The organism is Streptomyces sp. DF42, from assembly GCF_058267695.1.
On record NZ_CM177859.1, the window covers coordinates 1,175,079 to 1,199,398 of the forward strand.

Below are 24,320 nucleotides of genomic sequence, written 5' to 3' on the forward strand. Positions count from 1 at the left end.
GGCCCTTTCAGCCCGTCCGGCGTTTGAGGACGAGGCCGTTCAGGCCGAAACGGGGGTCCGGAGGCGGAGCCCCGGGGTCGGGACGGGAAGGGGCGGAAACCTACGAGGCGAACAACCGGACGCCCCAGGCGGCATGCAGCTCGGCGGCGATCTCCAGCAACGGCGCCGAGGCCGCAGGCAGTGCCTCGACCCCCGCGTCGACGACGTCCCCCGCCGCCTCCACCGCCCGATCCGCGACGCGATCCATCTCGGGCGCCAGCCGCGCGAGCACCCGCGTGGCGTCGAACGGATCAAGACTCAGCAACCGCACCGTCGCGCTCGCCGGCCCGCTCACACTCTCGTACGCCGCACAGTAGGCCGCGTCCTCGGCCCCCAGCCCCGCCGCCCGAGCCGCAAGCCCCAACACCACCGGCTGATGGGCCCCCTTGGGGAACTCCCTTGCCACGGCGTCGAGTTCGTCCGCGGGCCAGGTCGCCCGAGCGGCCCGCATCAACTGCCGCCCGAGCTTGCGCGCGGCGAGCCGCAGCGCGGGCGACGGCGTGCGGGCATCCGCGGCCGCGTCGAGCTCCACGGGATCCGCGCCGAGGGCGGCAGCGGCGGCCAGCGAGGCCGCGACCAGACCCGCCGTGTGCAACCGCCCCCGGCAGAAGCTCTCCAGGCTCGCTCCCCCGGTGATCCGCCCGGCCTTGACAGCCGCCTCGGCCCCGCCGGAGTGCGCGTGCCCTCCGGCGGGAAAGCGCCCGTCGGCCAGTACGAGAAGTGCTGCCCGCGACATCAGGACCACTCCGCCGGAAGAGTCGGAGGAGTCGGAGGAGTCAGAGGTTTCAGAGGAGTCATCAGAACAGGAAGTAGCGCTGGGCCATGGGCAGTTCGACGGCGGGCGCCGCCTCGACCAGCTCCCCGTCGATGTGCACGGCGAAGCTGTCGGGATCGACCTGCACCCGCGGCCGCGCGTCGTTCTCGCGCATGTCGGCCTTGGTGACGCCGCGCGTCGACTCGATCGCGACGAACCGCTTGCCGAGCGAGAGCCGCTCCGGCAGCCCGTCCTCGATGGCGAGCGGTGCCACGAAGTTGAAGGAGTTCGCGGCCGGCGCCCGCCCGATCGCCCCGTACATAGGCCGCGGCAGAATCGGCTGCGGTGTCGGGATCGACGCGTTGGCGTCGCCCATCTGCGCGTACGCGATCTGCCCGCCCTTGATGACGAGGTGCGGCTTGACGCCGAAGAACGCCGGTTCCCACAGCACCAGGTCGGCGAGCTTGCCGGTCTCCACCGATCCGATCTCGCGCGCAAGACCCTGCGCGAGGGCCGGATTGATCGTGTACTTGGCGACGTAGCGCCGTACCCGATGGTTGTCGGCACGCCCGTCGCCCGGCAGCGCACCCCGCCGCCGCTTCATCACATGCGCCGTCTGCCAGGTCCGCATGACGACCTCGCCCACGCGCCCCATGGCCTGGGCGTCGGACGAGATGATGGAGATCGCACCCAGGTCGTGCAGTATGTCCTCCGCCCCGATGGTGGACGGCCGGATCCGCGACTCGGCGAAGGCCAGGTCCTCCGGCACCGCCGCGTTGAGGTGGTGGCACACCATCAGCATGTCGAGGTGTTCCTCGGCCGTGTTGACCGTGAACGGCCGCGTCGGGTTGGTCGAGCTGGGCAGCACATGCGGCTCGGAGACGACGGTCATGATGTCCGGCGCGTGCCCGCCGCCGGCGCCCTCGGTGTGGTACGCGTGGATGCCGCGCCCCGCGATCGCGGCGAGCGTGTCGCCCACGAAACCGGCCTCGTTCAGCGTGTCCGTGTGGATGGCGACCTGTACGCCGGTCCGGTCGGCGACGGTCAGCGAGGCGTCGATGACGGCGGGCGTCGAGCCCCAGTCCTCGTGCAGTTTCAGGCCGAGCGCCCCGCCGCGGATCTGCGACAGCATCGCCTCGTGCGAGACGGTGTTGCCCTTTCCGAGGAAGCCGATGTTGAGCGGGTACTGCTCCATCGCCTCCAGCATCCGCGCGAGATGCCACGGACCGGGCGTCACCGTCGTCGCCTTCGACCCCTCGGCCGGCCCCGTGCCACCGCCCACCAGCGTCGTGATGCCGGCGGACAGCGCCTCGTCGGCGATCTGCGGGCAGATGAAGTGGACGTGCGCGTCGACCCCGCCGGCGGTCAGGATCCGCCCGTTGCCCGCGATGACCTCGGTCTCGGGCCCGATGACGAGGTCCGGGTGGACGCCGTCCATGGTGTCGGGGTTGCCGGCCTTGCCGATGCCGGTGATCCGGCCGTCACGGATGCCGATGTCGGCCTTGACGATCCCCCAGTGGTCGATGACCACGGCACCCGTGATCACCGTGTCGGGGGTGCCGTCGGCGCGCGTGGCACGCGACTGGCCCATGGATTCCCGGATGACCTTGCCGCCGCCGAACACGGCCTCGTCACCGGCGAGTCCGGGACCGCCGGAACGATCCTCCTCGATCTCGATCAGCAGATCGGTGTCGGCGAGCCGGATGCGGTCGCCGGTGGTCGGGCCGAACAGGTCGGCGTACGCGGCGCGCGAGATCTCAGGCATCGAGGGCACCTCCGGTCTCGCCGCGCAGCCCGGGCACCACGCGGGCGCCGGCGAGCGGAACGAGTTCGACGTCTACGGGGATGCCGGGCTCGAAGCGCACGGCCGTACCGGCGGCGACGTTGAGCCGCCTGCCGCGCGCGGCGGCCCGGTCGAAGTCCAGACCGGGGTTGGCCTCGGCGAAGTGGTAGTGGGAGCCGACCTGGACGGGCCGGTCGGCGGCGTTGAGGACGGTCAGCCGGACGACCTCGCGGCCCTCGTTGTACACGACGGGCTCGTCCGCGAACAGGATCTCACCGGGAATCATCGAGGCACCTCAGACGATCGGGTCGTGGACGGTGACGAGCTTGGTGCCGTCGGGGAAGGTCGCCTCGACCTGCACGTCGTGGATCATCTCCGGGATGCCGTCCATGACGTCGTCGCGGGTGAGCAGTTTGCGCCCGGAGGACATGAGCTCGGCGACCGTACGGCCGTCACGGGCGCCTTCGAGGATGTGTGAGGTGATCAGCGCGACCGCTTCGGGGTGGTTGAGCCTGAGTCCGCGGGCCCGGCGCCTCTCGGCCACATCGGCCGCCACGTGGATGAGCAGCCTCTCCTGTTCGTGCGGTGTCAGTTGCACGTCCCACCTCACAGTCCTCGCTCCGGACCGTGCGGGGTCCGGTTGCCTCAGCCCCGGGGCAAAGTCCCTGGTGGCGTGGATCGAGAGGCTAGTTGGACCGGGTTTCAAGCACGTTAACCGAGCTGTGATCCCGCACGCTCATCAACGCCCGCAGACCGTCCCGCAGGACGTCGGCCGGCATCGGCCCGAAGAGGGCCTGCTGTGCGAGGAAGCCCATCGCTGACGCCATCATCGTGCGGGCCACGTGCTCCGGAGCCACGTCCGGCCGCATCGTCCCCGCGTCCTGGTACGCCTGCACGATCCGCGCCCAGGCCTCCTGCACACCGCCGTAGCCCTCGCGCAGAAGGGCCGCCAGCTCGTCGTTGCGGAGTGTCTCCGTCCACACCTGGACGACCAGACGAGGGAAGGCGGGCCGCCCGTCCACGGTCACCGACTCCTTGGTGGACAGGACGCGGCCGAGGACCGAGGCGACCAGGAGGTCCGGGGGCGGGGGCGGGCTGCTGCGGGCCGCCTCCTCGAAGCCCTCGTGGACCTGGCCGAGCACCTCCCCGACGATCGCCGCGATGAGCTCCTCCTTGCCGCTGAAGTAGCGGTACACGGCCCCGGCGGACAGATCGACCTCCTTCAACACGTCCTGCATGGATGTGGCATGGAATCCGTTGCGGGCGAAGCAGCGGGCGGCACCGTCGAGGATCTGCCGGCGGCGGGCGTCGAGGTGTTCCTGGGATACGCGGGCCATGGTCCCCAAATTAAAACGAACATTCCTTCTTGACAAGGCGTACGGACGGCGGGACGGTGGAGACGCAGGAAAACGAACAATCCTTCTCTTTAATCTCGCTCTCGATCCCGGAAAGGGAACCCCATGTCCACCGACTCCGCTACGCCCACGAAGGCGCACCGCCGACGTCTGATCGCGGTCGTCGTCCTCGTCCCGGTGCTGGCCGCACTGGCGCTGTGGGCCTTCGCCTGGCCCGCCGCCCGCACCGCGCCCCGGGACCTGCCGCTCGGCGTGGCCGGTCCCCCGGCCGCGACGGCCCAGCTGGAGAGGCAACTGGAGCAGAAGGAGGGCGCGTTCGAGATCCACCACTACGCCGACGAGACCGCGGCCCGGCACGCAGTCGAGGACCGGACCGTATACGGCGCGGTTGCTGTGACGCCCCAGGGGCCCGAACTGCTGACCGCGTCGGCCGCGAGCCCGATGGTCGCGCAGTTGCTGCAGCAGGCGGTGGGACAGCAGGCCTCCGCCGCCGGCACACAGATCCGTACGGTCGACGTCGTGGCCGCCCCGGCGAACGACCCCCGCGGTGCGGCGCTGAACTCCAGCGTGCTGCCGCTCGCCCTGGCCGGGATCGCGGCGGGCGTGGTGGTGACCATGCTCGGGCTGCGCGGCGTCCGCGCCGTGGCCGCGCTGGTCGTTTCCGCCGGCCTGGTCGGCGTGGCCGCGGCCTGCATCGCGCACAGCTGGCTCGGGGTGCTCACCGGCGACCGGTGGGCGGAGGCCGCCGTGCTTGGCCTGTCGACCCTGGCCGTGAGCGGCGCCGTCGCCGGGCTCGCCGCCCTCCTCGGCAGGGCCGGCCTCGGGATCGCCTCGGGCGTCGTGATGCTGTTCGGCAACCCCTTCTCCGGCGCGGCCTCCGCCCCCCAGATGCTGCCGGAGCCGGTCGGCGCGATCGGCCAGTGGCTGCCGCCGGGCGCGAGCACGACCCTGCTCCGCTCGGTGTCGTTCTTCGACGGCGCGGCGGCGACCGGCCCCGCCCTGACGCTCACCTGGTGGGCCGCGCTGGGCCTGGGCGCCGTACTGCTCGGCCATGCGCTCAGGGCGCGCGCCAGGACGAGCGAGCCCGCCGCCGAGCGGGAACTCGCCCCCGTCGGCTGACCGCCCGGGCACATCCGGCCGACCGTGCACCCCCGCTGTAGCGGACGGGGGTGCACGGTCCTTTCGTCTCTGACGAGGGATCCGCCGCTTGCACGAGGGATCCATCTCCTACGAGGGGCCCGGCCCCCGATGGTGCGCCGCGATGCCGAAGCGCTGCTGTTCGCGGGGAGCTGACGTCGCCTCGCGGACGGTGGAGACCGAGCTGATCACCTGGTCCTCGGCCGGCTCCTGGATCTCCTGGAGTTCCTCGAGTCGTGCGAGGTCAGCGGCGGAGACAAGGGCGACGAGGGGCTTGCCGTGCCGTGTCACGACGACGCGCTCACCGCCGTACACCACCCGGTTGATCAGGTCGGCGAGCTCAGCCCTGGCTTGCGTCACCGGAATCTCGTAGGCCATGCCCCCATCATAACGTCACGTACGTCCTGTACATTTTTTACAGACGCCGAAGGAGGGGCACCCATGACCCGACCGACCGCCCGCTATGTCCTGCCCGAGATCACCGAGCGCACGAGCTACGGGCACAAGTCGCTGGATCCGTACTCGAAGCTGCTGGAGGAACGGATCGTCTTCCTCGGGACGCAGGTCGACGACACCTCGGCGAACGACGTGATGGCGCAGCTCATGTATCTGGAGCACAAGGACCCCGACCGGGACATCGCGCTGTACATCAACTCGCCCGGCGGCTCGTTCAGCGCCATGACGGCGCTCTACGACACGATCCAGTACGTCACCTGCGACGTGGCGACGACCTGCCTGGGGCAGGCGGGTTCCTCCGCCGCGGTGCTGCTGGCCGCCGGCACGCCGGGCAAGCGGTTCGTGCTGCCGGGCGCCCGCGTGGTGATCCATCAGCCGTCGCTGGCCGAGCCCGTCGAGGGGCAGGCCAGCGATCTGGCCATCCAGGCCGAGGAGTTGACGCGGATGCGCTCCCGCCTCGAGGAGATGCTCGTTCGGCACACGGGACGCAGCGCGCAGCAGGTGAACGCGGACATCGAGCGGGACAAGATCCTGGATGCCCAAGGAGCGGTGGAGTACGGGCTGGTGGACCAGATCATCCCCAGCCGCCGGGCCGCCCCCGTCCCGCCCGCCGGTCGGTGAGAGGCCGGTGCTCCCGCCCGAACTTCCTCCGCTGCCCGCCCTCACGCGCGCCGAGGGAGAGCTGATCGACCGTTACCTCGACGTGGTCGACCTGCTCGGCCGTATCAACCCGGCGCATGACGGGGACACGTATCGCGGACTGCGTGCCGCGCAGGCTCTGGTGAGCCAGGCGGCGGCGCTGCGCGACGCGCTGGCGCTGATGCACCGTCGGGGCGAGAACGAGTTGCACGCCCCGACCCTGGGGCGCGCCCTCAGGGTGCTGGACGGCGAGCGGCGCACGGCCAGGGTCACCCTGCCGCCGCACTCCCCCAGTTGACGCGGGTTCGACCGGTCCGGACACCTCGCCGCGGCGCGAGGTGTCCGGACCGGCGTTCAAACGGACCAAAAGGCGTACCGCCTTTTGGAGGATGCTTGGCTCCCTTTTCGGGGCCGTCGGAGTTGCACAACGTGCGTGGCCCTAGGCCGGAATGATGCCTTCCGCCGCTGGTCCGGGGCTCGTCGAGGGCCTCAACGCCCGTTCGAACGCAGGGGTGTCCACCCGAACGGGTGAGTGGTGAGTAACAACACAAAGTCACGGTTCCATTGGGTTTTTCTGACTTCTGTAGGTGAAGATCCCTGTCTGACGACAAGACCCCGCCACAGCGGCGGGGCGATCCGGGCGGACGCCGAGTCCTGCCGCCGCACGGATGACCGGTCGACAGGAGTGGATCGGCAGGAGTGGAGGACCCAGGCAAGACGGGTCGCCGGAACGGCCGTCTCCGTAGGGAGACGCCGGGTCGAGCAGCCCTTGGGGTGAAGCCGCGTCAGCGGCCGGGCAACTTCGCCAGCCCGAATCCGACAGGTCATCCTTCACAGGCGGCTGACGAAGGGTTGCGCATGTCTGCGCTCAATCGTGTCCCGTCGCTGATGGCCCGGGCCGGCACGGCCTCGGCGCTCACTATCGCCGCCGTGGGCGGCTCCATCGTGGTCCCGGGTGTCGCCTCCGACGCCGCGGCCGCCACGCCCGCGACGAAGGCACTTCAGATCGCGGCCTCCAAGAAGGGTTCCCCGTACAAGTGGGGTGCCTCGGGGCCGCGCAGGTTCGACTGCTCAGGGCTCACGCTGTACTCGTTCAAGAAGGCGGGCAAGAAGCTCCCCCGGACGGCTGCCCAGCAGTACAACAAGTCCCACCACATCTCCTCGAAGAGCCGCAAGGCCGGAGACCTCGTGTTCTTCCACTCGGGCTCCAGCGTCTACCACGTGGGCATCTACGCAGGGAAGGGGAAGATCTGGCACGCCCCGAAGACCGGGGACGTCGTGAAACTGCAGAAGATCTGGACCAACAGCGTCTGGTACGGCCGGATCAGCTGACTCTCCCGCGGGGGCGACGCCGACCTGACAGGCCGTCGCCCCCGCGGGGCCTTCCACGGGCTCGGCACACTGCCGGGGCGGAAACCCCGCCGTCCTGCCGCCCTGAGCCCTCACCGCGCCCTGACGGCGCTCTGGACCGGGCCGGGGCACCACGCCCCGTCGCCACGCTCCCGCTCCCGCTCCCGCCTTTCACCCCTCGCGGCCGCGCCGTGCGCCTCGGTGCTAAGGCTCCTGCTGTCCCGCGGCCGGCACCGGCTCGGCCGGGACGGTCCACGGAAATTCGATGGACACCGTCTTGCCGCCCTCCCGGGTGGGACGCACCCGGAGCCTGCCACCGCACTCGGCCGCCAGCCAGCGGACGATCACCATGCCCCGGCCGTTGTCCTGCTGGACGGCGGCGGGCAGCCGTTTCGGGAGGCGGGGATGACTGTCGGTGACGCCGATGCGCAGCTGTTCGTCATGGTGGAGCTCGACGTCCACCGTGAAGGTGGGTGACAGCCCGAGAGTGTGCTGCACCGCGTTGGTAGCGAGTTCGGAGACGATGAGGCGGATGGTCTCGGAGGTTTCCGTGCCCGCCGGCAATCCCCATTCCGCCAGGGTGTCGACCACGTAGCCGCGGGCCGCGGCGACCGAGGCGGGATCGCTCGGCAGAGTGACGGATGCTTCCAGATGGTCTGCCATGGCGCGGTCGTCCCTTTCCCACGGGACCGGAGTCCGACACGGAGCGGATGGTTCGAGTACGGTCCCGGACTGGTGCTTCGTCGCCAGAGTGCCATTACCGCAACGGTCACGGGTGGCGATCCACCAAGATATGCATATATCTGTCGCTCAAAGCGGTGAACTCTGCGACGGGAGACCGTATTCGGGTGGCCCGGTAGGAGTAAGGAGTAACGCATGCAGCACGGTCCCGCGGTGCGCCGCCGGAAGCTGGGTGCCGAACTGCGTGCGTTACGCACGAGTGCGGGGCTCACAAGCGGCGAGGCGGCTCGGCTCGTGGGCTGGCACCAGTCGAAGGTGAGCCGGATCGAGACGGGTGCCAGCGGGGTGAAACCGGCCGATGTGCGGTTACTCCTGGACGCCTACACCGTGTCGGACGCCCAACTCCGTGAGTTGCTGATGGCGTTGGCGGGTTCCGACGAGGGAGGCGGCCGGCACCACTGGTGGCACGCCTATCGCGGGGTGCTGCCCCCGACCTACCGCGATTTCATCAGCCTGGAGTCCCAGGCGAGCGCAATGAGCACGCTGGAGACGTCCGTCGTACCCGGCCTGTTGCAGACGCCCGAGTACGCACGTGAGGTGACCCGGGCGGCGGTGGGCGGACTGGACGACGAGCGGCTGGACGCCCTGGTCGAGGTGCGCCTGGCCAGGCAGGACGTGCTGCGTGCGGACCGGCCGCTGGAGCTGAGCGCGGTGCTGGACGAGGCTGTGCTGCGCCGGGAGATCGGCGGCCCCGACGTCATGGCGAGACAGCTGCGACAGCTCATCGAGGCGGCGCGCCTGCCTCAAGTGCGGCTTCAGGTACTGCCGTTCGCTGCCGGTGCCCATGTCGGCGTCACCGGGCCTTTCGTAATCTTCTCATTTTCGAGCACTTCTGATCTGGACGTGGTTGTTCTCGACCACTTGACGAGTAGCCTCTACCTCGAGCGGAAAGAAGACCTCCGGGCCTATACCGAGGCCTTCACCGCCCTTCAGTCCCACGCCCTTTCGCCCGAGGACTCGTTGGATCACATCGCCGCAATAAGTGACGGCGCGTAAGGAGGCACCATGTCTGCACTGCCTCGGAACGTACCTTCCAGTACCGATCTGCATGGCGTGCGGTGGCTGCGCAGCAGTTACAGCACGGGTGCGAACAACTGCGTGGAGACGGCACTGCCGCACTCCGGCCCCTGGGCCGGGCTGCTCGCCGTGCGCGACTCCAAGGACCCGGCCGGGCCCGCCCTGCTCATCTCCCCCGGGAGCTGGACGGAGTTCACGGCCACCTTCAAGGCCTGATCAGTTCCGATCAGGCCTGATCAGTTCCGCATCGTGCGGCACACGGCCGTGTCACGCCGACTCATGGTCGCGTCTCGCCGATCACACCTACAGCGCGTTCGATCTGTGCCTCGGAGAGGTCCGCGCGAGCGGTCAACCTGAGCCGTGAGATGCCGTCGGGCACGGAAGGAGGACGGAAGCAGCCCACGGCAAGGCCTGCCGCACGGCAGTCGGCCGCCCATTGCAGGGCCTCGTCCGGGGACGGCGCGCGCACGGAGACGACCGCGGCGTCCGGGCGTACCGCCTCGTGACCCGCGGCGGTCAGGCGTGCGTGCAGCTCGGCCGCCACCGTGCGCGCCCGCGCCGCCCGCTCCGGCTCGCGGCGCAGGAGTCGGAGGGCCGCCAGGGCCGCTCCGGCGGCCGCCGGAGCCAGGCCCGTGTCGAAGATGAACGTCCGGGCCGCGTTGACGAGGTGGTCGATGACCCGGGCGGGGCCGAGGACGACTCCGCCCTGGCTGCCGAACGACTTGGACAGCGTGGCCGTCACGACGACGTCGTCGGCGCCCGCGAGGCCGGCCGCGTGCGGGGCGCCCCGGCCGCCGTCGCCGAGGACGCCGAGCCCGTGCGCGTCGTCGACCAGCAGTCCCGCGCCGCGCTCCCGGCACGCCTCGGCGAAGGCGGTCAGCGGTGCGGCGTCCCCGTCCACCGAGAAGACCGTGTCCGAGACGACGACCGCCGTGCCCTCGTGCGTCCAGAGCGCCTTGCGCACGGCGTCCGGGTCGGAGTGGGGCACGACCTGGGTGGCGCCCCGGGCCAGCCGGCAGCCGTCGATCAGTGAGGCGTGGTTGCCCGCGTCGGAGACGATCAGTGAGCCGTGCGGGGCCAGGGCGGTGACAGCGGCGAGGTTGGCCGCGTAACCCGAGGAGAAGACCAGGGCCGCCTCGAAACCGCAGAATTCGGCCAGCTCGCGCTCCAGCTCGACGTGGAGTTCCGTCGTACCCGTCACGAGCCGGGACCCGGTCGAGCCGCCGCCCCAGGTCCGCGCGGCCACCGCGGCGCCCTCGGCGACGGCGGGATGGTGGGCCAGCCCCAGGTAGTCGTTGCTCGCGAGGTCCAGCAGCGGGGAGTCGGCCGGGCGCGGCCGCAGGGTCCGTACGAGTCCGGCGCGACGGCGCAGCTCCGCCTGTTCGTCGATCCAGCCGAACGCCATGGCTCCTCCGGGACTTTTGTAGGCAGTGGACAGACACTAGCCGGACGGGTCGCACCCCATGGTGTGGCAATACACACACGTCGAAGTGCCTCTGTTGTTCAATCTCTCCTTGGCCGGGAGCGCTTCCGTAAGACAGGATCGGCTCTCATGGACCTGCTGAACACGCTGGTGGACAAGGGGCTTCGGCGCGAGCTGCCGACCCGCGAGGAGGCTCTTGCCGTCCTCGCCACTTCCGACGACGACGTGCTCGATGTGGTGGCCGCGGCCGGAAAGGTACGCCGGCACTGGTTCGGCCGACGGGTGAAACTCAACTACCTCGTCAACCTGAAGTCGGGCCTGTGTCCCGAGGACTGCTCGTACTGCTCCCAGCGGCTCGGCGCCGACACCGGCATCCTGAAGTACACCTGGCTCAAGCCCGACCAGGCCTCCGAGGCGGCCGCGGCCGGCCTGGCCGGCGGCGCCAAGCGGGTCTGTCTGGTGGCGTCCGGGCGTGGCCCGACCGACCGTGACGTGGACCGGGTGGCGGGCACCATCAAGGCGATCAAGGAACAGAACGAGGGCGTCGAGGTGTGCGCCTGCCTCGGTCTGCTCTCCGACGGCCAGGCCGAGCGGCTGCGCGAGGCGGGCGCGGACGCCTACAACCACAACCTGAACACGTCCGAGTCGACGTACGGGGACATCACGACCACGCACACGTACGCCGATCGGGTGGACACGGTGCAGAAGGCGCACGCGGCCGGTCTGTCTGCGTGCTCCGGTCTGATCGCCGGTATGGGCGAGAGCGACGAGGACCTGGTGGACGTGGTCTTCTCGCTGCGCGAGCTGGACCCCGACTCGGTTCCGGTCAACTTCCTGATCCCGGTCGAGGGCACACCGCTGGCCAAGGAGTGGAACCTCAGCCCGCAGCGCTGCCTGAGGATTCTGGCGATGGTGCGGTTCGTCTGCCCGGACATCGAGGTGCGCATCGCCGGCGGCCGCGAGGTGCATCTGCGCACTATGCAGCCGCTCGCTCTGAACCTGGCCAACTCGATCTTCCTCGGCGACTACCTGACCACCGAGGGCCAGACCGGCAAGGCCGACCTGGACATGATCGCGGACGCCGGGTTCGAGGTGGAGGGCACCGACCAGGTGACCCTGCCGGAACACCGGGCGAGCGCGCGGGGCGGCTGCGGCTCGCACGAGAGCGCGGGCTGCGGTTCCCACGAAGCTGCAGGGTGCGGTTCCCACGGGGAGGAGAGCGGTGGCGTCTGCGGTACGGCGGCCTCGGCCGAGCCCCGTACCGACCTGGTCGCCGTCCGCCGCCGCGGTGCCGGAACGGACCTCGCGCCCAATGCCTGACCTGCCCGTCTCCGAGCTGCTCGAGCTGGACCGACGGCACGTCTGGCACCCGTACGGCCCCATGCCCGGCCGAGTCGAACCGCTCGTCGTCGCGGCGGCGAGCGGGGTCCGGCTGACGATGGCGGACGGCTCGGGCGAGCTGGTGGACGGGATGTCGTCCTGGTGGTCGGCGATCCACGGCTACAACCACCCCGTACTGAACGAGGCCGCGCGTGAGCAGCTCGGCCGGATGAGCCATGTGATGTTCGGCGGACTCACCCACGAGCCCGCCGTACGCCTGGCGAAGCTCCTTGTCGACATGTCACCCGACGGCCTGGAGCATGTCTTCCTCGCCGACTCCGGTTCGGTGTCGGTCGAGGTCGCCGTCAAGATGTGCCTGCAGTACTGGCGTTCGCTGGGCCGGGGTGCGAAGCAACGCCTCCTGACCTGGCGGGGCGGCTACCACGGCGACACCTGGCAGCCCATGTCGGTGTGCGACCCCGAGGGCGGGATGCACGAGCTGTGGACCGGCGTACTGCCGCGCCAGGTGTTCGTGGACCCGCCCCCGGTCGAGTACGAGGAGTCGTACGCCGAGCAGTTGCGCTCGGCGATCGAGCGGCACGCCGACGAACTGGCCGCCGTGATCGTCGAGCCGGTGGTGCAGGGCGCGGGCGGGATGCGGTTCCACTCCCCCGCGTATCTGCGGGTGCTGCGCGAGGCGTGCGACGCGCACGACGTGCTGCTCGTGTTCGACGAGATCGCGACCGGGTTCGGCCGTACGGGCGCCCTGTTCGCGGCCGGGCACGCGGCCGTGACGCCTGACGTCATGTGCGTGGGCAAGGCCCTGACCGGCGGATACATGACGATGGCGGCAACGCTGTGCACGGCCCGCGTGGCCGACGGCATCTCGCGCGGCGAGGTCCCGGTCCTCGCCCATGGCCCGACCTTCATGGGCAACCCCCTTGCGGCGTCCGTCGCCTGTGCCTCGATCGAGTTGCTGCTCGGCCAGGACTGGCTCGGGGAGGTCAAGCGGATAGAGGCGGGCCTGCTGGCCGGGCTGGCGCCCGCGCACGCGATCCCCGGCGTGCGGGACGTGCGCGTCCTCGGCGCCATCGGGGTCGTACAGCTGGACCATGACGTCGACATGAAGGCCGCCACGGAGGCGGCCGTGCGCGAGGGCGTGTGGCTGAGGCCGTTCCGCGACCTGGTCTACACGATGCCGCCGTACGTCACCGGTGACGCGGACGTGGCACGGATCGCGCGCGCGGTGTGCGCGGCGGCGCGGGAGGGATGAGCATGTCGATCCTGGTGATCACCGGCACGGGCACGGAGGTCGGCAAGACGGTCACGACCGCCGCGGTCGCCGCCGCAGCGCTCGCCGCCGGACGGTCGGTGGCCGTGCTCAAGGCCGCCCAGACGGGCGTACGGCCGGACGAGCCCGGGGACGCCGCCGAGGTCGCGCGGCTCGCGGGTGCCGTCACGGCGACCGAGATCGCCCGCTATCCCGAGCCGTTGGCGCCGGGGACGGCCGCACGCAGGGCCGGGATGACTCCGGTGCATCCGCAGGACGTCGCCGAGGCCGCCGCCAAGCTGGCCACCGAGCACGATCTGGTGCTGGTGGAGGGGGCGGGCGGGCTGCTCGTCCGGTTCGATCCGGCCGGCGGGACCCTGGCGGACGCGGCGGAGCTGCTGCGGGCGCCGGTGCTGGTCGTGGCGTCGGCGGGACTGGGCACGCTCAACACGACGGAGCTGACGGCACGCGAACTGCGCTTGCGTCGGCTCGACTTGGCCGGAATCGTGATCGGCGCCTGGCCCGACTCCCCCGATCTGGCCTCGCGTTGCAACGTCGCGGACCTGCCGGAGGTGTCCGGCGCCCCGCTGCTCGGCGCGCTGCCCGCCGGAGCGGGAGCGCTGGCGCCCGCCGACTTCCGTGCGGCGGCGCCGAGTTGGTTGGCGCCGCGTCTGGACGGGATGTGGGACGCGGAGGCCTTCCGCCTGCGGGAGGCGCCTTAGGGCATGGGCGAGGCGCCCCCGCATGACGTGAAGAACCGTTCCTAAACAGTGTCCAGGAGTGACATTTTCTGCCAGCTCCTGGAACTGCGCGCATCCCGAACGGTGTTGGATGCGCTGGTCTCCCGCGTTCGCTGTGTCCCCGTCCGGCTGCGTGCATCGTGTGCACGCTCCGTGACGGGTGGGCGGGTTCCCTCATGCCCTCGTGCGCCTGGTCCGGCCTGGGCGGTCCGATGCCCCACAGCATCGCTCTGGTGCTGCGGGGGCGGTGCCGTCCGTCGCCGGATCGGGTGCCCGAGGGCGCGCCTGCCGATCGCGATGCCGGCGGCATCGTGACGGGACAGCTTTCGTTTCTTCGAGGTGAGGGGCTTCTTCCAGTGCTGACCGCCCCACATCGACGTGTACGCCGGGTCCACGGCAACGATCGACAGGCCGTGTTCGGACGCCATGGACACGAACCGGGCCTTGAGCTTGCCGGTGGGGATGCCGGAGATGAGCTGCCGGAAGCGCTTACGTCTGCCGTGCTTCTCGCGGGTCTTCTCGGCGGTGAAGTCCAGGTTCTCGATACCGATCGCCTTGACGCCGCACCGGTTGGCCCAGTGCAGCAGCCGGCTGATGGCGTGCCGGATCTGCGCGTCGCGGTGGTCGGCGGTGCCGGACAGGTCGTAGAAGAACCGCTTCGGGTCGCCGACCGGGTTGCCGTTGCGGTCGAGCCGATAGGCGGCGAAGTGGTCAGCGTTCGTATCGACGCCGACCATGCCCTGGGCGCGGGCTGTCTCCAACGGGACCGTCTTCACCACGGGCTTCGTCCACGAGGCGGTGATGTACCAGCGCCCGCGCTCCACATCGAGGTGGATACGGTAGGCGACAGCACGGTTGGCTTCGACGCGGTCGCGCCACTGCGCGCCCCGGTGCTGGAACTGGACCCTGCAGGAGAGGACGTACCGGCCGAACTTGCCGTTGGCCAGATGGGCCAGTGGTGCGGGCAGCTTGATGGAGACCTCGCCATCGGGGGTGACGCGGATCGTCTCGTTCCCGTACCGCTTGCCGGACTCGCCGTCAGCAGCGAGGAACCAGCGTTCGGCTTCCCAGCGCCGGCGCCACTGGGCCTCGCTGAGCTGCGCATCCTGAAGGTTGTTGCGGTTGCCCAGCAGGCGCCGGCCGCCGCGCACGACGTGCACGACACCGGCCTCACGCTCCACGCGGGCGACATCGAGGCGGTGTTCCAGGGTCGCCAGACGGCGGGACTTGTGGCACCACTCGCCCCGACTGCGGTATCCGCCGGGTGCCCGCTTGGTGCTTTTCTCCCCGATCGGCTGCGCCAGTCGGTGCATCAGCGTCCGCACACCGGCCTCAAGCCCTTGGATGTGGGCGAGCTGACAGCGGCGGGACAGCGCCCACTGATCGTGAGTGGCCTTCGTGATCGAACCGGCCCACCGGGACGAGGAGTCGGCCGTCAGGCCCTGCTTGCGGGCGGCCCACGTGTCGCTGTCGTGGTCCAGGCCGTCGGCGCAGCGGTTCTTGAGGTCCAGCGAGGCGAGGCGTCCGAGGTGTTCACCGACCAGCCGCAACACCTTGTCGTCCACGTCGGTGAGGTGCTTGAGGCGGTCGCGTATCGCCACCCCGGACGGCCCGGGCGCGACGAACGGTGCGTCGATGGTGCGGAGCTGCTGCTTCTTCTTCTTCGGCTCACTCATCGCCGGCCGCCGCTTCGAGAGCCTTCCTCGCCCGGTTCTTCGCCGACCGACGGCCGTACAGGCGGGCGCAGAACGACGTCAGTACCTCCACCATGTCCCGGACCAGGTCGTCTTCGTCGTCTTCGACTTCGCCGTCATCGAGGACGACCAGTCGGCGGCCAGTCGCGGACAGGGCGGCCTCGATCAGCTCCACGTTCATCCGCCCGAGGCGGTCCTTGTGCTCGACCACGACCGTGGTCACCGCCGGATCGGCCAGCAGCCGCTTCACCTTCGCGCGGCAGCCGTTCACACCCGAGGCGATCTCGGACTCGATCCGCACAACCTTCTGTCCCGCCTCCGCCGCCCATGCCGACAGGCGAGCGGTCTGCCGCTCCAGGTCCGGCTTCCGATCGTGCGAGGAAACGCGGGCATACAGACCTACACCACCGGTCACCGAGGGTGAGGCGTTCGCTTCGATGTTCACCAGGATCGTGCGCGGCCCCACCCGGCGCGCGGGCACCGGCAAGGCGCCCTCACGAAACCAGCGATACGCCGTATGCGGGTTCACCCCCTGCGCCCGCGCCCACTCCGTCAGGTTCATATGCTGATAACGCCACCACTCCCTCATGGTTACGCACACTCAACAACCCTCCGCTGCCAGCAGTTGGCAACCCCTGGGGGCGGGTCCAGAAGGCAGTGGCGATCCCCTTCTTCCCGTCTGCGTGGATCTCTCTGCAGGCCGGGCGGGAGTGGTCGTCGACGGCGGTGCTCAGGCAGCTCTAGCCGGCGTTCGAGCGGTTCTGCTGCCTGCCTGCCGGCCCGGCACCTTGAGTCCGCCGCCGTCGGGGATGTTGCCGAGCTCTCGATGACCACGTGTACCGACGTGCCGGGCCGGTCACGCTCGGGGCAGGGCGGGCCGGTTCAGCCGACGCCGAGCGGGCCCGGCGTCCGCCGTCTGATCGCCGGTCGTTCGTCCGCGGTGTCGTCGGCCAGTGCCCGGACCAGTCCGTGGTCGGGGGACAGTCGGCAGGCGGGGTCGGTGCGGGTGGCGTCGCCCGTGAGCGCGTACGCCTGGCAGCGGCAGCCGCCGAAGTCCTCGTCGCGGCGGGAGCAGCCGCGGCAGGGTTCGGCCATCCAGTCCGTGCCGCGGTAGCGGCTGAACGCCGGGGAGTGGTCCCAGATCCAGGCCAGGGGGTGGTCGCGGATGTTCGGCGGATCGAGGCCCGGCAACGAGGCCGCGGCCGGGCAGGGCAGGACGGTGCCGTCCGGGGTGACCGTGAGCGAGACCGCGCCCCACCCGCCCATGCACGGCTTGGCCACACCGTCGAAGTAGTCGGGGACGACCCAGACCAGGTCGGGGCCGTCCGGCGTGAGGCGCTCCCGCCACCGGTCGACGGCGTCGCGTGCCCGGGCCAACTGGTCGCGGGTGGGCAGGAGCGCGGTGCGGTTGAGCAGACCCCAGCCGTAGAACTGCGTGTTGGCGAGTTCGATGCGGTCCACGCCCCAGGACAGTCCCAGCTCGATGAGGGCGTCGACCGCGTCGAGGTTCTCGCGGTGCAGGACGACGTTGAGGCCCAGCGGGAGACCGGCGGCCCCTACGAGCGCGGCGGCTTCTTCCTTCTCGGCGAAGGACCGGCGTCCCGCGATCCGGTCGGAGGCGTGCGGGTCGGCGTGCTGGACGGACAACTGGACGCTGCGCAGCCCGGCGGAGACGAGCGCGGACAGCCGGGCCCGGTCCAGGCCCACGCCGCTGGTGACCAGCTGTGTGTAGATCCCGGCGGTCTCGGCCGCGGTGACGATCTGCTCCAGATCGCGGCGCAACAGCGGCTCGCCGCCCGAGAGATGGGTGTGGACCGCGCCCAACCCGCCCGCCTGGCGCATCAGGTCCGTCCACTGTGCCGTGGTCAGCTCGCGTGAACGGCGCGTGAGTTCCAGCGGGTTGGAGCAGTAGCCGCAGTGGAGCGGGCAGGCATGGGTGAGTTCGGCCAGCAGGGCCCAGGGGCGGGCGGGGTCGGTGGTCATCGCAGCCAGCCCTCCTCGTGCAGCCGTCCGAGGAAGTCAGGGATGTCGGTCGCCACGGAGGAGCCGGGGAAGCGTTCGGCCAGTTCGTCGACGATGTCGCGCACGCTGCGGGCGCCGTCGCACAGGGCGACGACCGTACCGGCGCTGCCCTTCAGGACGACGACACGCTCGGGAAGGAGCAGCAGGTCGGTGTCGCGGGCATGGTCGTGCCGCAGGACGACGCCGGGCGCCGGCACGGGTCGCCAGTCGGTCGTCGCCGCCCTCACACGTGCTCCCTGCGACCCGCCTGGTCCACGGCGTCGAGCAGCGACCACAGCACGTCGCACTTGTGGCGCAGTGCGGCCACGGCACGCTCCTGGTCGTCCCGGGTACGGGCCCAGCCGAGCACGAGGCCGAGTGCCTCGCCGCTGTCGCGCCGGCCCTGGGAGACGCGGGTGCGGAAGTAGGTGAGGCCATGGGGTTTGATCCACGGGTAGTGGCGTTCGAAGGCCTCGATGCGGGTGCGCATCAGGTCCGGGGCCGACAGTTCGGTCAGCGACGCGGCGACGGCTTCCAGGACCGGACGCAGCCGGCAGAAGTTGACGTATCCGTCGACCGCGAGCCGTACGCCCGGCAGCACGATGTCGGCGCGCAGCAGCGTCTCCCGGTCCAGGCCGGCCGCCTCGCCCAGCCGCAGCCACCGCTCGATGCCGCCCTCGCCCTCCTGCTGCCCGTCGTGGTCCTGGATGCGGCGCAGCCACATGCGGCGCAGCGCGGGGGTGTCCAGCTTGGCGGTGATCAGGGCGTCCTTGACGGGGATGTGGCGCTGGTAGTGGAAGCGGTTGGCGATCCAGCGGCGGAGTTCGTCCCGGCTCAGATCGCCGCTGTGCATACGGAGGTTGAAGGGGTGGGAGTCGTGGTAGCGCTCCTCCCCCACCGCGCGCAGTCGTGCCTCGAACTCCGCGGGGCTCCAGGGGTCCGCGGGCGGGGCGGGTGCCGTACCGGCGGGGCCGGTACCGGTGCCGTATGCGCGATGCACGGCTGCCGTGTTCAAAGCTCGATCTCCATCCCGTCGGACGCCACCTCGATGCCCAGCCGTTCGAGCCGCTTGTGCTCGGGCGCCGCCGGGTCGACGAGGGGATTGGTGTTGTTGAGGTGCGTGTAGAGGCACCGGGCGGAGAGACGGGCAAGCCGCTCGGCCGTTCCGTCCGGTCCTTCGATGGGCAGGTGGCCCATGCCGGTGGCGGTGCGCTCGGAGATGCCCGTGCGGCGGGGTTCGTCGTCGTCCCAGAATGTGCCGTCCACGATGACGCAGTCGGCCTCGGCGGCGGCCTGCTGGAAGTGGTCCGGCCAGGCGGCCAGGGCGGGAGCGTAGAGCGCGGTCGTGCCGGAGGCGGGGTCGTACAGGCGCAGCGCCACGACCCACGCCTCGTCGTCCGGGGCGTCGGCGGCGTACCGCGGGCGCTTGCCCGACACCGGGATGCCGCTGATCTGCAGGCCCGGCGTACCGCGCTCCAGCGGCGCCGCGCCGCGCCGCGGCAGCGGTCGCCAGGTCACGGAGGTGTACGGCGCCAGCACGTCGTCGAGGCGCAGTCGCTCCAGGAGCGCCTGCCGGACCGGGGCGGTGGCGATGACCTGGAGGCTGTCGGCCTCCCGGAGCCGTGCGATGCCGAGGGTGTGGTCGAGTTCGGCGTCGGTGAGGACCAGTCCGGCGACCGGTGTCTGCCGGGGGCCGGGTCCCGGGTGGAGTTCGGGCCGGCCTTCGATCTGGTCGCCGATGTCGGGTGTCGCGTTGACGATGTACCAGCGGCCGTCGTCGGTCCGTACGGCGAGGGAGGCGTGGCGGCGGCGCCGGCGCGGATGTGCGCGCACCCCGGAACATCCGGGGCACGCGCAGTTCCACTGCGGGATGCCGCCGCCGGCGGCGGTGCCGAGTACCAGCAGCAGCATGGCGCCGGCTACCGGGAGCTGAGGGAGTAGGCGGTGACTTCGAGCGCGGTGTCGACGACCTCGTAGTCGGGCGTCTGCCAGGTGGCCCGGTCGGTCTCCTTCGACGGGATCTGCTCGACCGGCTTGAGCTGCTGTGTGGCTTCGTTCATGCGTGGCACGTCCTTTCAGTGGGGGGATTGGCGGGCGGGGGTCATCTGATGGACACGCGGAGGATCTTGTCCTTGCCGTATCCGGCGTCGCTGGTGCCGAGCCACAGTTCGTCCGAGCCGGGCACCTTGGCGATGCCGCGGAGGCGGCCGAACCGGCCGGCGTAGAAGTCGACCGGCTTGCCGACGCGCTCGCTGTTGCCGTCGACCGGGATGCGCCACAGCCGCTTGCCGCGGAGGCAGGAGACGTAGAGGACGTTGTGCACGACGGCGATCTGCGCGGGCACTCCTCCCGACCCGGGGGCGAAGACGACGCTCGGGTCGGTCAGGCCGTTGCGTGCGCAGTAGCCCTCACACGTGGGCCAGCCGTAGTTGCCGCCCGGCTTGATGAGGTTGACCTCGTCCCACGTCTGATCGCCGATCTCCGCCTCCCACAGGTGGCCGTTGCTGTCGAAGGCCAGGCCCTCCGGATTGCGGTGACCGTAGCTGTAGACACGGGTGCCGAACGGGTTGCCGGGGGCCGCGGCGCCGGTCCTGGTGATCCGGAGGATTTTTCCGTTGAGCGACTTCTTGTCCTGCGCGAGCTTCGGCTGATAGGCCTCGCCGGTCGAGACGTAGAGGTATCCGTCGGGGCCGAACACGATCTGGCCGCCGTTGTGGTTCCCGATCCGCTTGATACCCGTGATCAGTGTCTTGTAGTCGCTGAGCGACTTGCCGTCGTAGTCCATCCGGACGATGCGGGTCTCGGTCCTCGTGGTGTGCACGAAGAACACCTGCTTGTCCGTCCTGCCGTTCCAGGTCGGTGACGGAGCGACACCCAGCAGACCGCCGGGGCCGTCGTCATAGGGCTCGGGGACGGTGTACGGCACCTCGCCGACCCTCTTCTTGGTGCCGTCGCGGTCGAGGCGGAAGACCTTGGCGTCGAGTCGCTGGGTCACCAGTGCCGAGCGTCCGTCCGGCATGAACGTGATGTCCCAGGGCGTCTGCCATCCCGTGGAGAAGGTGGTGACGTCCGCCGGTACGCCGCCGTCGGGGGCGTCAGCGGTGTCCATGACGGCGATCTCGGCCGAGGTGGGCGCCGCCGCGACCGCGGGCGCAGGCTGCGACAGGCCGGCCACGAGCAGTGCGGCCGAAGCGGCGAGCGCGGCGAGCACGAACCGGGCGGGACGCCGCACCGAGCGGCCTGGATCTGTCATGCGACACCCTTCGTCGTGCCTTGAGTGAGCCGTCGTGGTGCGGCATGTCCACATAGCCGCGAAAAGCAGGGTATTTCCCGGATGCCTCCATGCTCTGCATTGAAATCATGACGATGGGCGCCCGATCTGCCGTTCGGATGAGCCATGGAAGTGAGGGCGCGGACGCGGATGGATGCGGGGTGGCCGGTCTGCGCCGCATCATCGCGCGGCTTTTTCGAGCAAGTGGCCTACATTGCAAGGGACTTGACGACGAGCAGGCCGGGCGGGGGCGCCTTCCACGGGGCCGCGTGTCCCGGCCACGGAAGGAACGCGATACGTCCGTTCGTCCAACTCGCCGTGTTCCTCTGGCCGGTGGCCTCGCCGACGTCGCCGACGTCGCCGCATCACCGGCCGCCGCCGCTCCCACGCGGAGACCGTCCGTCGTGCCGAAGGCCGGTATCGCCCCCCTCCACCTCGCCGTGCCGACCGGGCCGGCGCCGGTGGGCGCGGTGGAGTTGTATCTGGTCGCCCCGTCGAGAACCGACCGTGGTCGGACATGGAGCAGCCGCGCGAGCTCAAGGTGACCGTGACCTGTCCGGCCGAGAACGTCCACGGCCGATGCTGCCATGGCTGCCGCCGGGCTCCGAGCGTGCTCTGAGGGCCTCCTACGGCGGAGCGCCGGACGACTTCGTGCTGCCGGCGCCACACAGCGCGGACTCCGCGCCGGACCGGCGTCGCCGCCGGTGCGCCTCCACTCACCGGGCGCATACATCTGCGCGGACGCTCCGACACCTCGCATCTGCTGACGGGCGCTTCGCCGCGCCACCCGGAGGTCCGCCGCGTCGCCGGACAGGCGCAACCGGTCCCCACAGCGGGGGTGTGAGGGGCCCGTACGGGGGACAATCGCGTCAAGGAACATCCTGTCAGGGAGGTCCTCATGCCGCTGTGGTCACCCGGTGCCACCAAAGTGGCGCGGGATCCCGTGCACCACCCGCTGTTCGCCCGGTTCTACGCCCGGGTCAGCGTGAGCGCCGAGACCCGGATGGGCATGGGCGCCGTCCGCGACCGGCTCCTGTCCGGGCTGTCCGGGCGGGTCATCGAGATCGGCGCGGGCAACGGCCTGAACTTCGCGCACTATCCGGGCACGGTCTCGGAGGTCGTCGCGCTCGAACCGGAGCGCCGGCTGCGGCAGTTGGCCGTCGAGGCCGCGCTGCGCTCCCAGGTACCCGTGGACGTCGTACCGGCAGCCGCGGAGGCACTGCCCGTCAAGAGCGAGGCCTTCGACGCGGCGGTGGTCTCGCTGGTGCTGTGCAGCGTGCGGGACGTGCCGCGGGCGCTGGCCGAGCTACGGCGTGTGCTGCGGCCCGGTGGAGTCGTACGGTTCTTCGAGCACGGCCGGGGCGGCGGGCCGGCGATGACCTTCACCCAGCGCGCCCTGGACCGCACGCTGTGGCCGCCGCTCAACGGCGGCTGCCATCTGGCCCGCGACCCGATCGCCGCGCTGCGGGACGCCGGATTCGAACTCGGCCCCTACCGGCGGGTACTGATGCCGGAGACGGGGCCGAAGCTGCCCACCTCGTACTGCGTGCTCGGCACGGCGTGGCGGCCTGAGGTCAGGGATGCCGATGGCGATGCCGGGGGCCCGGCCGCGAAGTAGTGATCACGGCCGTCCGATCACACCGTCCACTGCCGCAACTCGGCCGCGATGTCGTACACCGAGGCCTCGCCGCCCTTGACCAGGCGGGCCAGTTCGCGGACCTGCACGGGCGAGGTGGTGACCTTGAGGCCGCTGGCGACCAGGTAGGCGTACGCGACGGCGGAGGCGAACAGCGCGTTCGAGCGCTCCAGTGCCGGGACATGGAGGAGGAGCTGGAGCAGCGAGGCGGCACGCGCGTGCGGGCTGTCGTAGACGGGGACGTCGAATATCTCCGCCTCGTGGCGCGCGACCGCGGCGACCAGGGCACCCCAGTCGGTGACCTGGGGGTCCCCGGGCGTGTTCTGTTCGGCGAGCATGAGGAGCCAGGCGAGGTCGATTCTGAGATGACTCAAGGGATCAGTGACGACCTTCGCCGCGCCCGGCCTCGCGGTCCGTGTCGAGTTCCTCCGCGAAGACGGCCTCGTACTGCTTCATGAAGTCGGCGGCGGCCTCGACGAACGTGTGGCCCACCTCGCCGGTGTCCTGTCTGACCAGCTCTTCTATGTAGCGATTGACGCTCACGCCGCGGGCCAGCGCACGCTCGCGGGCGGCGCGGGCGGTGCCTTCGTCCACTCGTACGTTCAACTGGGTCTTCGCCATACCCAGAAGCTAGCACCAAGACGCTAGCACCGACAAGAGCCCACCCACGGGTGGAGGATGCCCCTTACACCGGCATCAGGGGCACGACCTGGGGTGGAGACCCGCCCGCACTCACGGAGGATTTCGACTGTGCGCCGGATCACATTACGCTCGGCCGGGACGAAGGAGTCCGTACGTCCACGTCAGCGAGGAGGCACCTTGTCCACACCTGCTGCGGAGCACACCCGGGGCCATGCGTCGGCCGACGGGATCGCGGCCCGCGCCCGCGGTCTGACCAAGGCGTACGGCTCGGGCGAGACAACCGTGCTGGCCCTCGACTCGGTGGACGTCGACATCGCGCGCGGCCGCTTCACCGCGGTCATGGGGCCCTCGGGTTCCGGGAAGTCCACGCTGATGCACTGCCTGGCGGGCCTCGACACGGTGTCGGCCGGCCAGGTGTGGCTCGGCGACACCGAGATCACCGGGCTGAAGGACCGCGAGCTGACGCGTCTTCGCCGCGACCGGATCGGCTTCATGTTCCAGTCGTTCAACCTCATCCCGACGCTGAACGCGGCCGAGAACATCACCCTGCCCATGGACATCGCGGGCAAGAAACCCGACGAGAAGTGGCTGGACCAGGTCATCGACACGCTGGGGCTGCGCGACCGGCTGAAGCACCGGCCCGCCCAGCTGTCCGGCGGTCAGCAGCAACGCGTGGCCTGTGCGCGGGCGCTTGCCTCCCGACCCGAGCTGATCTTCGCCGACGAGCCGACCGGCAACCTCGACTCCCGGGCCGGCCTCGAGGTCCTCGGCTTCCTGCGGGACGCAGTCGACCAGTTGGGTCAGACCGTGGTGATGGTCACCCACGACCCCGGCGCCGCCGCCCACTCCGACCTGGTGCTCTTCCTCGGGGACGGGCGCATCGTCGACGAGATGGAGCAGCCGTCGGCGGAGGAGGTGCTGGAGCGGATGAAGCGGTTCGACGTGATCCGCAGCAAGTTCGAGGGCGACGGCGCACCCTCCGACGGCGTGACCGGTGCCGACGTGCCCCTCGACACCTTCGGCACCCTCGACACCTTCGACAAGGACTGAAC

29 protein-coding genes and 1 riboswitch are annotated in these 24,320 nt (G+C 70.7%); of the genes, 11 read left to right on the plus strand and 18 right to left on the minus strand.

From position 1 onward, the window contains the following. Positions 1-100 precede the first annotated feature (100 nt). The 5 genes from ACYUED_RS05385 to ACYUED_RS05405 all read right to left on the minus strand — a co-directional run bounded on the left by ACYUED_RS05385 (position 101) and on the right by ACYUED_RS05405 (position 3,913). Positions 101-775, minus strand: a complete 675-nt coding sequence (locus ACYUED_RS05385) for an urease accessory protein UreF (RefSeq protein ID WP_491291171.1) — start codon at positions 773-775, stop codon at positions 101-103. A gap of 61 nt (positions 776-836) precedes the next feature. Beyond that, positions 837-2,558, minus strand: coding sequence for an urease subunit alpha (locus tag ACYUED_RS05390; RefSeq protein WP_491291172.1), 1,722 nt, complete (start codon positions 2,556-2,558; stop codon positions 837-839). Continuing rightward, positions 2,551-2,862: an urease subunit beta gene (locus ACYUED_RS05395; protein WP_491291173.1), complete on the minus strand. Its 312-nt coding sequence runs from the start codon at positions 2,860-2,862 to the stop codon at positions 2,551-2,553. The genes ACYUED_RS05390 and ACYUED_RS05395 overlap by 8 nt, the downstream gene beginning before the upstream one ends. Positions 2,863-2,871: 9 nt before the next feature. Further along, positions 2,872-3,174: an urease subunit gamma gene (locus ACYUED_RS05400; protein ID WP_470812912.1), complete on the minus strand. Its 303-nt coding sequence runs from the start codon at positions 3,172-3,174 to the stop codon at positions 2,872-2,874. Positions 3,175-3,262: 88 nt separating this feature from the next. Beyond that, positions 3,263-3,913 carry a TetR/AcrR family transcriptional regulator gene (locus ACYUED_RS05405; protein WP_491291174.1) on the minus strand — a complete coding sequence of 217 codons (651 nt, stop codon included), beginning with the start codon at positions 3,911-3,913 and terminating at the stop codon, positions 3,263-3,265. A 123-nt stretch (positions 3,914-4,036) separates the two neighbouring features. Here ACYUED_RS05405 and ACYUED_RS05410 point away from each other — a divergent pair, with 123 nt between their 5' ends. Then, positions 4,037-5,050, plus strand: a complete 1,014-nt coding sequence (locus ACYUED_RS05410) for an ABC transporter permease (RefSeq protein WP_491291175.1) — start codon at positions 4,037-4,039, stop codon at positions 5,048-5,050. A 108-nt stretch (positions 5,051-5,158) separates the two neighbouring features. On the opposite strand, the gene ACYUED_RS05415 is transcribed toward ACYUED_RS05410, so the two are convergent. After that, positions 5,159-5,446 carry a type II toxin-antitoxin system Phd/YefM family antitoxin gene (locus ACYUED_RS05415; protein ID WP_491291176.1) on the minus strand — a complete coding sequence of 96 codons (288 nt, stop codon included), beginning with the start codon at positions 5,444-5,446 and terminating at the stop codon, positions 5,159-5,161. Positions 5,447-5,509: 63 nt separating this feature from the next. Between ACYUED_RS05415 and ACYUED_RS05420 the strand changes: the two genes are divergently transcribed. The 3 genes from ACYUED_RS05420 (at position 5,510) to ACYUED_RS05430 (ending at position 7,495) form a co-directional block, all read left to right on the plus strand. Further along, on the plus strand, positions 5,510-6,145 hold the full coding sequence (locus ACYUED_RS05420) for an ATP-dependent Clp protease proteolytic subunit (protein WP_491291177.1): 636 nt from the start codon (positions 5,510-5,512) through the stop codon (positions 6,143-6,145). A 7-nt stretch (positions 6,146-6,152) separates the two neighbouring features. Next, a complete protein-coding gene (locus tag ACYUED_RS05425; RefSeq protein WP_491291178.1) occupies positions 6,153-6,461 on the plus strand; it encodes a hypothetical protein in 309 nt (102 codons plus the stop codon). 415 nt (positions 6,462-6,876) lie between these two features. Further along, positions 6,877-7,018: riboswitch (cyclic di-AMP (ydaO/yuaA leader) on the plus strand. A gap of 3 nt (positions 7,019-7,021) precedes the next feature. Continuing rightward, positions 7,022-7,495: a C40 family peptidase gene (locus ACYUED_RS05430; protein WP_266527525.1), complete on the plus strand. Its 474-nt coding sequence runs from the start codon at positions 7,022-7,024 to the stop codon at positions 7,493-7,495. A gap of 222 nt (positions 7,496-7,717) precedes the next feature. On the opposite strand, the gene ACYUED_RS05435 is transcribed toward ACYUED_RS05430, so the two are convergent. After that, a complete protein-coding gene (locus ACYUED_RS05435; protein ID WP_491291179.1) occupies positions 7,718-8,176 on the minus strand; it encodes an ATP-binding protein in 459 nt (152 codons plus the stop codon). Positions 8,177-8,389: 213 nt separating this feature from the next. Here ACYUED_RS05435 and ACYUED_RS05440 point away from each other — a divergent pair, with 213 nt between their 5' ends. Further along, positions 8,390-9,250, plus strand: a complete 861-nt coding sequence (locus tag ACYUED_RS05440; RefSeq protein WP_491291180.1) for a helix-turn-helix domain-containing protein — start codon at positions 8,390-8,392, stop codon at positions 9,248-9,250. Positions 9,251-9,259: 9 nt separating this feature from the next. Beyond that, complete coding sequence (locus tag ACYUED_RS05445; protein ID WP_491291181.1) at positions 9,260-9,487, plus strand: DUF397 domain-containing protein; 228 nt, start codon at positions 9,260-9,262, stop codon at positions 9,485-9,487. 61 nt (positions 9,488-9,548) lie between these two features. On the opposite strand, the gene ACYUED_RS05450 is transcribed toward ACYUED_RS05445, so the two are convergent. Beyond that, positions 9,549-10,676: an 8-amino-7-oxononanoate synthase gene (locus ACYUED_RS05450; protein WP_491291182.1), complete on the minus strand. Its 1,128-nt coding sequence runs from the start codon at positions 10,674-10,676 to the stop codon at positions 9,549-9,551. Positions 10,677-10,823: 147 nt separating this feature from the next. Here ACYUED_RS05450 and bioB point away from each other — a divergent pair, with 147 nt between their 5' ends. Genes bioB through bioD form a run of 3 tightly spaced genes read left to right on the plus strand, consistent with a single transcriptional unit; the run spans position 10,824 to position 14,006 of the window. Further along, entirely contained in the window at positions 10,824-12,014 is a 1,191-nt protein-coding gene (gene bioB, locus ACYUED_RS05455) for a biotin synthase BioB (RefSeq protein WP_491291183.1), read from the plus strand. Beyond that, positions 12,007-13,287 (plus strand): adenosylmethionine--8-amino-7-oxononanoate transaminase, encoded by a 1,281-nt coding sequence (locus ACYUED_RS05460; RefSeq protein ID WP_491291184.1) that lies wholly within the window; start codon positions 12,007-12,009, stop codon positions 13,285-13,287. The genes bioB and ACYUED_RS05460 overlap by 8 nt, the downstream gene beginning before the upstream one ends. A 2-nt stretch (positions 13,288-13,289) precedes the next feature. Then, positions 13,290-14,006, plus strand: coding sequence for a dethiobiotin synthase (gene bioD, locus ACYUED_RS05465; protein WP_491294144.1), 717 nt, complete (start codon positions 13,290-13,292; stop codon positions 14,004-14,006). Between the two features lie 41 nt (positions 14,007-14,047). Here the strand turns inward: bioD and ACYUED_RS05470 are convergent, their stop codons facing one another. From ACYUED_RS05470 to ACYUED_RS05505, 8 genes are all read right to left on the minus strand, one after another. Continuing rightward, positions 14,048-15,700, minus strand: coding sequence for a nuclease/transposase family protein (locus ACYUED_RS05470; protein WP_491291185.1), 1,653 nt, complete (start codon positions 15,698-15,700; stop codon positions 14,048-14,050). After that, the gene (locus ACYUED_RS05475) at positions 15,693-16,280 is read right to left on the minus strand and encodes an IS607 family transposase (protein WP_491284886.1); all 588 of its coding nucleotides are present in this window, start codon (positions 16,278-16,280) and stop codon (positions 15,693-15,695) included. The genes ACYUED_RS05470 and ACYUED_RS05475 overlap by 8 nt, the downstream gene beginning before the upstream one ends. Positions 16,281-16,600: 320 nt before the next feature. Beyond that, positions 16,601-17,701, minus strand: a complete 1,101-nt coding sequence (pqqE, locus tag ACYUED_RS05480; protein ID WP_491291186.1) for a pyrroloquinoline quinone biosynthesis protein PqqE — start codon at positions 17,699-17,701, stop codon at positions 16,601-16,603. After that, entirely contained in the window at positions 17,698-17,967 is a 270-nt protein-coding gene (pqqD, locus tag ACYUED_RS05485) for a pyrroloquinoline quinone biosynthesis peptide chaperone PqqD (RefSeq protein WP_491291187.1), read from the minus strand. Before pqqD ends, pqqE begins: the two co-directional genes overlap by 4 nt. Continuing rightward, positions 17,964-18,626 (minus strand): pyrroloquinoline-quinone synthase PqqC, encoded by a 663-nt coding sequence (gene pqqC, locus ACYUED_RS05490; RefSeq protein WP_491294145.1) that lies wholly within the window; start codon positions 18,624-18,626, stop codon positions 17,964-17,966. The genes pqqD and pqqC overlap by 4 nt, the downstream gene beginning before the upstream one ends. A 104-nt stretch (positions 18,627-18,730) precedes the next feature. Further along, complete coding sequence (gene pqqB, locus ACYUED_RS05495) at positions 18,731-19,630, minus strand: pyrroloquinoline quinone biosynthesis protein PqqB (protein ID WP_491291188.1); 900 nt, start codon at positions 19,628-19,630, stop codon at positions 18,731-18,733. Positions 19,631-19,638: 8 nt separating this feature from the next. Then, positions 19,639-19,779, minus strand: coding sequence for a pyrroloquinoline quinone precursor peptide PqqA (pqqA, locus tag ACYUED_RS05500; RefSeq protein WP_266527557.1), 141 nt, complete (start codon positions 19,777-19,779; stop codon positions 19,639-19,641). A gap of 41 nt (positions 19,780-19,820) precedes the next feature. Then, on the minus strand, positions 19,821-20,972 hold the full coding sequence (locus ACYUED_RS05505) for a PQQ-dependent sugar dehydrogenase (RefSeq protein ID WP_491291189.1): 1,152 nt from the start codon (positions 20,970-20,972) through the stop codon (positions 19,821-19,823). Between the two features lie 916 nt (positions 20,973-21,888). Between ACYUED_RS05505 and ACYUED_RS05510 the strand changes: the two genes are divergently transcribed. Then, positions 21,889-22,608: a class I SAM-dependent methyltransferase gene (locus tag ACYUED_RS05510; RefSeq protein ID WP_491291190.1), complete on the plus strand. Its 720-nt coding sequence runs from the start codon at positions 21,889-21,891 to the stop codon at positions 22,606-22,608. Between the two features lie 17 nt (positions 22,609-22,625). On the opposite strand, the gene ACYUED_RS05515 is transcribed toward ACYUED_RS05510, so the two are convergent. Both ACYUED_RS05515 and ACYUED_RS05520 read right to left on the minus strand, forming a co-directional pair. Continuing rightward, positions 22,626-23,000, minus strand: coding sequence for a fic family toxin-antitoxin system, toxin component (locus ACYUED_RS05515; RefSeq protein WP_491291191.1), 375 nt, complete (start codon positions 22,998-23,000; stop codon positions 22,626-22,628). A 4-nt stretch (positions 23,001-23,004) separates the two neighbouring features. Beyond that, positions 23,005-23,247, minus strand: coding sequence for a toxin-antitoxin system HicB family antitoxin (locus tag ACYUED_RS05520; protein ID WP_266795275.1), 243 nt, complete (start codon positions 23,245-23,247; stop codon positions 23,005-23,007). Positions 23,248-23,445: 198 nt separating this feature from the next. Between ACYUED_RS05520 and ACYUED_RS05525 the strand changes: the two genes are divergently transcribed. Beyond that, complete coding sequence (locus tag ACYUED_RS05525) at positions 23,446-24,318, plus strand: ABC transporter ATP-binding protein (RefSeq protein WP_491291192.1); 873 nt, start codon at positions 23,446-23,448, stop codon at positions 24,316-24,318. The last annotated feature ends 2 nt before the right edge of the window (positions 24,319-24,320 follow it).